This is a genomic window from Alloalcanivorax mobilis, from assembly GCF_002864685.1.
GTDB lineage: Bacteria > Pseudomonadota > Gammaproteobacteria > Pseudomonadales > Alcanivoracaceae > Alloalcanivorax > Alloalcanivorax mobilis.
Window position 1 is genome coordinate 80,767 of record NZ_NMQZ01000023.1, and the last position, 8,002, is coordinate 88,768.

The 8,002-nt window shown below is 63.9% G+C and carries 6 protein-coding genes; 4 read left to right on the top strand and 2 right to left on the bottom strand.

Annotated elements, in window-relative coordinates:
• Positions 1-27: 27 nt before the first annotated feature.
• On the bottom strand, positions 28-2,349 hold the full coding sequence (locus CGS25_RS12750; RefSeq protein ID WP_089031977.1) for a DNA translocase FtsK: 2,322 nt from the start codon (positions 2,347-2,349) through the stop codon (positions 28-30).
• Between the two features lie 321 nt (positions 2,350-2,670).
• Here CGS25_RS12750 and trxB point away from each other — a divergent pair, with 321 nt between their 5' ends.
• Both trxB and aat read left to right on the top strand, forming a co-directional pair.
• Positions 2,671-3,618, top strand: a complete 948-nt coding sequence (gene trxB, locus CGS25_RS12755; RefSeq protein WP_101675704.1) for a thioredoxin-disulfide reductase — start codon at positions 2,671-2,673, stop codon at positions 3,616-3,618.
• A gap of 15 nt (positions 3,619-3,633) precedes the next feature.
• Positions 3,634-4,347 (top strand): leucyl/phenylalanyl-tRNA--protein transferase, encoded by a 714-nt coding sequence (gene aat / locus CGS25_RS12760; RefSeq protein ID WP_101675705.1) that lies wholly within the window; start codon positions 3,634-3,636, stop codon positions 4,345-4,347.
• On the opposite strand, the gene CGS25_RS12765 is transcribed toward aat, so the two are convergent.
• Positions 4,348-6,321: an acetoacetate--CoA ligase gene (locus CGS25_RS12765; RefSeq protein ID WP_101675706.1), complete on the bottom strand. Its 1,974-nt coding sequence runs from the start codon at positions 6,319-6,321 to the stop codon at positions 4,348-4,350.
• Positions 6,322-6,509: 188 nt separating this feature from the next.
• Between CGS25_RS12765 and CGS25_RS12770 the strand changes: the two genes are divergently transcribed.
• Together CGS25_RS12770 and infA are read left to right on the top strand one after the other, a co-directional pair.
• Positions 6,510-7,238, top strand: a complete 729-nt coding sequence (locus CGS25_RS12770; protein WP_089031981.1) for an arginyltransferase — start codon at positions 6,510-6,512, stop codon at positions 7,236-7,238.
• A 100-nt stretch (positions 7,239-7,338) separates the two neighbouring features.
• Positions 7,339-7,557, top strand: coding sequence for a translation initiation factor IF-1 (gene infA / locus CGS25_RS12775; RefSeq protein WP_089031982.1), 219 nt, complete (start codon positions 7,339-7,341; stop codon positions 7,555-7,557).
• The last annotated feature ends 445 nt before the right edge of the window (positions 7,558-8,002 follow it).

Below are 8,002 nucleotides of genomic sequence, written 5' to 3' on the forward strand. Positions count from 1 at the left end.
CCTTTCACGGAGTCGGGGAGCCGCTGCTTACACCGGTGGCGGCGCGATCACTTCACGCTGTCCGTTGTGGCCCGCTTCGCTGACCACACCGGCCATTTCCATGGCCTCCACCAGACGCGCGGCCCGGTTGTAACCGATTTTCAGTTTCCGTTGCACGGAGGAGATCGAGGCCCGCCGGGACTGGGTCACGTAAGCCACCGCTTCGTCGTACAGGGGATCGTCTTCATCGCTGCCGCCCCCGTCGATGCCTTCCATGCCCGGCAACGGCGCGGACAGGTCCGAGCCGCCCTCGAGAATCTCGTCCAGGTAATTGGGCTCGCCGCGCTTGCGCCAATCGTCGCAAACCCGATGCACCTCTTCATCTGAGACAAAGGCGCCGTGCACCCGTTCCGGCACGCTGGTGCCGCCGGGCAAATAAAGCATGTCGCCGTGGCCCAGCAGTTGCTCCGCGCCGCCCTGGTCGAGCACCGTGCGCGAATCGATCTTGGAAGACACCTGGAAGCCAATGCGCGAGGGCACGTTGGCCTTGATCAGCCCGGTGATCACGTCCACCGATGGGCGCTGGGTGGCGAGAATCAGGTGGATGCCGGCGGCGCGCGCCTTCTGGGCGATGCGCGCGATCAATTCTTCCACCTTCTTGCCGACGATCATCATCATGTCGGCGAATTCATCGATCACGATGACGATGTAAGGCAACGGCTCCGCCAGCGGCGCCTCCTCGCTGAGATCCATCGGATCGTTGGGCTTCCACAGCGGGTCTTTCAGCGGTTCGCCCTTTTTCTCCGCGTCGCTGATCTTGCGGTTGTAACCGGCGATGTTGCGCACCCCGGTGGCCGCCATCAATCGATAGCGGCGCTCCATCTCACCCACGCCCCAGCGCAACGCGCCGGCGGCTTCCTTCATGTCGGTGACCACCGGCGTCAGCAGATGGGGAATGCCGTCGTAGACCGCCAGTTCCAGCATCTTCGGATCGATCATGATCATCCGCACCTGATCCGGCGTGGCCTTGAACAGCATCGACAGCAGCATCGCGTTCAGGCCCACCGATTTACCGGAACCGGTGGTACCGGCCACCAGCAGGTGTGGCATCTTGCCCAGATCCGCCATTACCGGGCCGCCGGAAATGTCCTTGCCCAGCGCCATGGTCAATGGCGAGCTGGCGTCATCGAACAGCCGCGAGCCCACCACCTCGGTGAAGCGGATCATTTCGCGCTGTTCGTTGGGAATCTCGATCCCCACGGTGGTCTTGCCGGGGATCACCTCGACCACGCGCACACTGATCACCGCCAGTGAGCGGGCCAGATCCTTGGCCAGATTGGTGATCTTGGACACCTTAATGCCCGGCGCCGGCTGAATTTCGAAACGGGTAATCACCGGACCGGGCTGCACCGCCACCACCTCGGCGTCCACGTTGAAGTCCTTGAGCTTGATTTCCAGCAGCCGGGACATGGCGTCCAGGGCTTCGTCGGAGTAGCCGCCCTTGCCGCCTTCGTCCACCGGGTCGAGCAATCCAAGCGGTGGCAAATCGCCGGTCACCTGGGCGGTGAACAGCTTGTGCTGCTTTTCTTTTTGCACGCGCTCGCTCTTTTCCACCGGCCGCGCCGGCTGGGCGATCTTCGGTGGCGTGCGGTTTTCCTGCTTTTTCTTCGCCTCGGTGACCACCTGGGCGCGCTTCTGGCGCGCTTCCCGGGCGGCCTGCTGTTCGGCCTTTTGCTGGCGGCGCTGCTCGAACCAGGCCGGGATGCGCTGGCTGGTGTCCATCACCAGAGCGCCAATCCGTTCGGCCAGGCCAATCCAGGACAGGTCGGTGAACACGGTCACGCCGATCAGAAACAGGGCCACCATGATCAGGGTGCCGCCCAGGGCGTTGAACGCCGACAGCGCGGCGCCGCCGACCACATGGCCAAGAATGCCGCCAGCGTCTTCCGGCAGCAGTGAACCGTGCCCGGAAAAGTGCATATAGGCCAGCGCCGTGCCGCCCATCATGGTCAGCACGAAGCCGACCAGCCGCAGGCTGAACAGCGGCCAGCTGCCGGGCAGGCCGGCGTGCCGTTCGCGCAGGACCTTGAAGGCCCAGAACGCCACCAGCACCGGGAACACGTAAGCCATGAACCCGAACAGGCCAAGCAGAAGGTCGGCGCAAAAGGCCCCGGCACGGCCGCCCGCGTTGTTGATTTCACCCACCTTGCCGACATAGGACCAGCCCGGATCAGCGCTGTCATAGCTGACCAGCGCCAGCAGCAGGTATAAGGACAAGGCGATCAATCCGATCACCAGTCCCTCTACCAGGCCGCGCTTAAGATGTCGGGAGAACCCGGTTGGGGTACCACGAGTGGCTGCCTTGGTCACGCTTCGCCTCTTGCGTTATTCAAACCATTCCTTTAAGAAACCGCACTAACAAATTGAAAACTATGGAATTATAGTCAATCCTGGCGCGCTAAACCAGCGGCCCGGCCGCGGTGCCCGCTGCACCGGATGGGGCAGTATCGTTGCCGGCGCCATGGGCCACAAGGCCCTCGCGCCCGGCCGGAGCGGAACCGGCCGCGCCTATCGAACTCATAGGTGCGCGGCCCTTCCCGGCCCGCGCCTTTTATTGTAGCTTGCCTTCGTCTTGAAAGGGCCGACAGCGGCCTCAACAAAGACCTCAACATTTTCACGGTGGAGAAACACATGAGCGACGCGCAGCACCATCGACTGATCATTCTGGGTTCCGGCCCGGCCGGCTACACCGCAGCGGTGTACGCGGCTCGCGCCAACCTGAATCCGGTGGTGATTACTGGTATCCAGCCCGGTGGCCAGCTCACCACCACCACCGAAGTGGACAACTGGCCCGGCGACGTGGAAGGCCTGCAAGGCCCGGACCTGATGGTTCGCATGCAGCAGCACGCGGAGCGCTTCGACACGCAGATGATCTTTGATCACATTAACGAAGTGACCCTGGATCAGCGTCCGTTCACCCTGAAAGGCGATTCCGGCACCTACACCTGTGACGCCCTGATCGTGGCCACCGGCGCCTCCGCCATGTACCTGGGCCTGGAGTCCGAAGAGGCGTTCATGGGCCGCGGTGTGTCCGCCTGCGCCACCTGCGACGGCTTCTTTTATCGCGGCCAGAAAGTGGCCGTGGTCGGCGGCGGCAACACCGCCGTGGAAGAAGCGCTGTACCTGTCCAACATCGCCGAGGAAGTGGTGCTGATCCACCGTCGCGACAAACTGCGCTCGGAGAAGATCCTGCAGGACAAGCTGTTCGCCAAGGATAACGTGAAGATCCTCTGGAACCACACCCTCGACGAAGTGCTGGGCGACGAATCCGGCGTGACCGGCCTGCGCGCCCGCTCCACCCAGGACGACAGCACCGAGCAACTGGATCTGCAAGGGGTGTTCATCGCCATCGGCCACAAGCCCAACACCGATATCTTCCAGGGCAAGGTGGAGATGCACGACGGCTACATTCAGATCAAGAGCGGGCTGCAAGGCAACGCCACCGCCACCAGCGTGCCCGGTGTGTTCGCCGCCGGCGATGTGGCCGACCATGTGTACCGTCAGGCGGTGACCTCCGCCGGGTTCGGCTGCATGGCGGCGCTGGACGCGGAGCGCTACCTGGAAAATCTTGAGCAGTAATCAGACGCGGCGCCGATGATTCCCTGGCTGCCGGCGGGGAGCGATTTTCCGGAACCGGAATACGCGCTCGATGAGCCCAACGGGTTGCTCGCCGCCGGCAATGATCTGGCGCCCGCCACTCTGCTGCGCGCCTATCGGCGCGGCATTTTTCCCTGGTACGACCCCAGCCAGCCGATTCTGTGGTGGTCGCCCAATCCCCGTTGCGTATTCCGCCCCGGGGATCTGCACATCAGCCGGCGCTTGCGCCGGCACCTCAACCGGGCACCGCTCACTTTTACCCTGGACCGGCACTTCGAAACCGTGATTGATGCCTGCGCCGCCCCCCGCGACGACGACGGCGGCACCTGGATCAGCGCCGCCATGCGCGCCGCCTACGTGCGCCTGCACGGTCTCGGCTACGCCCATTGCCTGGCGGTGCACGAAGACGGCGAGCTGGCGGGCGGCATTTATGGCGTGCAGCTCGGCGGCGTGTTCTATGGAGAATCCATGTTCTCCACCCGCACCGACGGTTCGAAAAGCGCCCTGGCCGCGCTCTGGGCGCTGGCGCCCCGGCTTGGTATCGGCCTGCTCGACGCCCAGGTGGAGAACCCCCACCTGATGCGCCTGGGCGCCTCCCTGATGCCACGGGCGGATTTCCAGCGTCGCCTCGATGAGTTGATCACCGACACCACGCCTCTGCCCTGGCCCGGCGGCCCTTATCGCTGGAGCGCGCTGGACCAGGCGCACTGATCAACCCGCCGTGCCGCGCGCAAGGGCGTAGGCGGTGTACTCGTCAATGCTTTCCGGGTTGGCCATGGCGTCCGGGTTGGCCACCTTGTCCAGGGATTGGCCGAGCAGCAGTTTCTTGATCGGCAGCTCCATTTTTTTGCCGGTCAGGGTGCGCGGCACCGCGCCCACGGCAATGATCTCGTTGGGCACGTGACGGGCGGAAAGTTGCTCGCGGATGGCCGCGTTGATGCGCCCTTTCAGATCATCGTCCAGCGCCGCCCCTTCCCGCAGCACCACGAACAACGGCATGAACGAATCCCGGCCCAGGTACTCCAGGTCCACCACCAGGCTGTCGAGCACGTCGTCGATTTCCTCCACCACCCGATAGATTTCGCTGGTGCCCATGCGGATGCCATGGCGGTTGATGGTGGTGTCGGAGCGGCCATAGATGATCGCGCCCCCGCGCGGCGTGATGCGTATCCAGTCGCCGTGGCGCCAGACGCCGGGGAACACGTCGAAGTAGCTGTCGCGGTAGCGCTCGCCGTTGTCATCGTTCCAGAAATACAGCGGCATGGAGGGCATCGGCCGGGTCACCACCAGCTCACCAACCTGGTCGTCGAGAATCGCGCCATCGTCGCCCATCGCGTAGACCGCCGTGCCCAGATAACGGCACTGCATCTCGCCGGGGTACACCGGCACGATCGGGCAGGCGCCGACGTAGGCGGAAGCCACATCGGTGCCGCCACTGATGGCCCCGACCATGACGTCGCCGAGTTGATCCATGATCCAGCGATAGCCCTCTTCCGGCAGCGGTGAGCCGGTGGACCCCACCGAACGCAAACGCTCGCTTTTGAGCCATTGGCGCGGCTCCACGCCGGCTTTCTTGCAGTTGAGGAAATAGGCCGCCCCGGCACCGAAGAAGGTCATTTCGGTTTCCTCGGCGAACCGCCACAGCGTGCCCAGATCCGGGTAGCCGGGGTTGCCGTCGTAAAGACAGATGGTGGCGCCGGTCAGCAGGCCGGACATCTGCGAATTCCACATGATCCAGCCGGTGGTGGTGAACCACATGTAGCGGTCTCGTGGGCCGAGATCCAATTGCAGCGCATGATCCTGCAAGCCTTCGATCAGCGCGCCGCCGTGGCCGTGCACGATCGGCTTGGGCATGCCGGTGGTGCCAGAGGAATACACCACCCACAGCGGATGATCGAACGGCACCTGCTCGAACCGCATCGGCGCCTCGCCGGCCAGCATCGATTGCCAGCTCAGGGCGCCGGGCAACGATGCCTGAGGATTCAGATACGGCAGCAACACCACCTGCTCCAGGGTGGGCAGTTGGTCGCGCAGGCCAGCCACCACCGACAAGCGATCAAAATCCTTGCCACCGTAGCGGTAGCCGTCCACGGCGATCATCACTTTCGGGTCGATCTGCCGGAAACGGTCGAGCACGCTGCGCGTGCCCATGTCCGGCGAACAGCTCGACCAGATCGCCCCCAGGCTGGCGACCGCGAAAAACGCCACCATGGTCTCCGGCAGATTGGGTAAGTAGGCCACCACCCGGTCGCCCGGCCCCACGCCCTGCTCCCGCAATGAGGCGGCCATGGCGGCCACGTCGGCCTGCAACTGCCCCCAAGAAAGTGTTTGCAGCCCGCGTATTTCCGAGCGTGACAGAATCGCCGGGCGCTGTGGCTGATCAGCGTGGAAGCGGAACAATTGCTCCGCCAGATTGAGCCGCGCCCCGGGAAACCAGACCGCGCCGGGCATGCGCTCGCTTTCCAGCACCGCGCTGTAGGGCTGCGAATGGCGGATATCAAAATACCGCCAGAGAGATTCGTAAAAGCCTTCCAGATCGTCCACCGACCAGCGCCACAGGGCCTGGTAGTCGTCAAAGGTCAGGCCTTTTTCCTGTTTCAGCCAGCCCATGTAATCGGTGATGCGGCTGTTGGCGATGCGCTCGGCATCCGGCCGCCACAGCGGCGTGAGTTCGGTATTGGTCATGGTGCTCTCCCGGGGCCGGCGCGCGCGGCGAGCGCCAACGGAGCGCTCGAACCGGGTTCCGGCATTGTTGTTTTCTCCACGGGCCTGTACTGACAGCCCGCGACGGCAAACAGACTAGCCAAGTGCGCGACGCGAGGAAAGCGCCGTGATGGTGTTCGCTGCGCCACCGCTGAGCTACACTCAAAGCCATGAGCGATCTCTCCGAACTGCGATTTTTCCGCACCCCCGCACACCCCTGCAGCTACCTTGAGGGGCGGCAGGCAGCAACGTTGTTCGTCGATCCGCAGACCCGCCTCGACGGCGACCTCTACGGGGCTCTGTCGCGACTGGGCTTTCGGCGCAGTGGCGAATACCTGTATCGACCGCACTGCGAAGGCTGCCAGGCGTGCATACCGGCGCGGGTACGGGCGGCGGATTTCCAACCGCGTCGCCGCCACCGCCGTCTGATCGAACAGAATCGGGACTTGCGGGTGAACGAAGAGCCGGCCCGCTACACCCGCGAGATCTACAGCCTTTACGCCCGCTACATTGACGGCCGCCATTGCGATGGCGACATGTACCCGCCCTCGGAAGAACAGTTCACCAGTTTTCTCACCTGCGACTGGGCCGACACGCGCTTCCATTGCTTCCGCTCACCGCAGGGCGAGCTGCTGGCGGTGGCGGTCACCGACCATCTCGACGATGGCCTGTCGGCGGTCTATACCTTCTTCGACCCCGCCCAGGCCCGCCGCGGCCTGGGCGTCCACGCTCTGCTCTGGCAAATCGGCGCCTGCCAGCGCCTCGGGCTGCCTTATCTCTATCTGGGTTACTGGATCCGGCAATGCCAGAAGATGAACTACAAGAGCCAATACCGCCCTCTGGAACTGTTTCGGCAAGGCCAGTGGCGCGAATACAACGACGCCCCGCCGCCGGCCTGAGCGGCGACTCCCCGATCCGCCTTATTTGGCTTTGCAGCCCGCCGCCATTTACGGCACAATTGCGCTCCCTCTGAAGCCGAGAACTCAGGACAGTCACTGGATGGCGAAAGAAGAGCAGATTGAATTGGAAGGGGTGGTCATGGAAACCCTGCCCAATACCATGTTCCGCGTGAAGCTGGACAACGGTCATATCATCACCGCCCATATCTCCGGAAAGATGCGCAAATTCTATATCCGCATTCTCACCGGCGACCGCGTCAAGGTGGATATGTCTCCCTACGATCTGAGCAAGGGTCGTATTACCTTCCGGATGAAATAACCCTCCGGCGGGTCCACCCGAGAGAACATGGCACCGACGAAAAACCCGGCCAGATGCCGGGTTTTTGCGTTGGCGTGTGTTTTTGGGGCGGGTCGGGGACCCGGCCGGAACAGGGAACCGGTTGAAGAGAACCGATTGGAACAGCGCGGGCTGGGCTCGCGGTACACTGAACGGTCGTGCCCGCGCACCAGCCTCCGACCGCCCCCATCACCGGCAAGGGCGGAACGGCGTTCCTACACTCCAAGCTCCGAATGCAACGCGCCGCGCGCGCTCATCGGCGCGGCTTGCCCTGTTCCCTTCAACCTGCTCCCTGTTCCACGCCTTCGCCACCGATAAAAAAAGGTTCATCGCGGAATAGCGGGAAGTTTCTTTTGGTTCGCGGTTGGGCCGCTCCATTGGGGACGCGGGACAAGGACGGTGCCTTCCGGGACCGCTCAAGCCCCGC

What these genes read in the sequence shown, in the direction of transcription:
- trxB (WP_101675704.1), top strand. Translation starts at nt 2,671, where the DNA reads ATGAGCGACGCGCAGCACCATCGACTGATCATTCTGGGTTCCGGCCCG.
- aat (WP_101675705.1), top strand. Translation starts at nt 3,634, where the DNA reads ATGATTCCCTGGCTGCCGGCGGGGAGCGATTTTCCGGAACCGGAATAC.
- CGS25_RS12765 (WP_101675706.1), bottom strand. Translation starts at nt 6,321, where the DNA reads ATGACCAATACCGAACTCACGCCGCTGTGGCGGCCGGATGCCGAGCGC.
- CGS25_RS12770 (WP_089031981.1), top strand. Translation starts at nt 6,510, where the DNA reads ATGAGCGATCTCTCCGAACTGCGATTTTTCCGCACCCCCGCACACCCC.
- infA (WP_089031982.1), top strand. Translation starts at nt 7,339, where the DNA reads ATGGCGAAAGAAGAGCAGATTGAATTGGAAGGGGTGGTCATGGAAACC.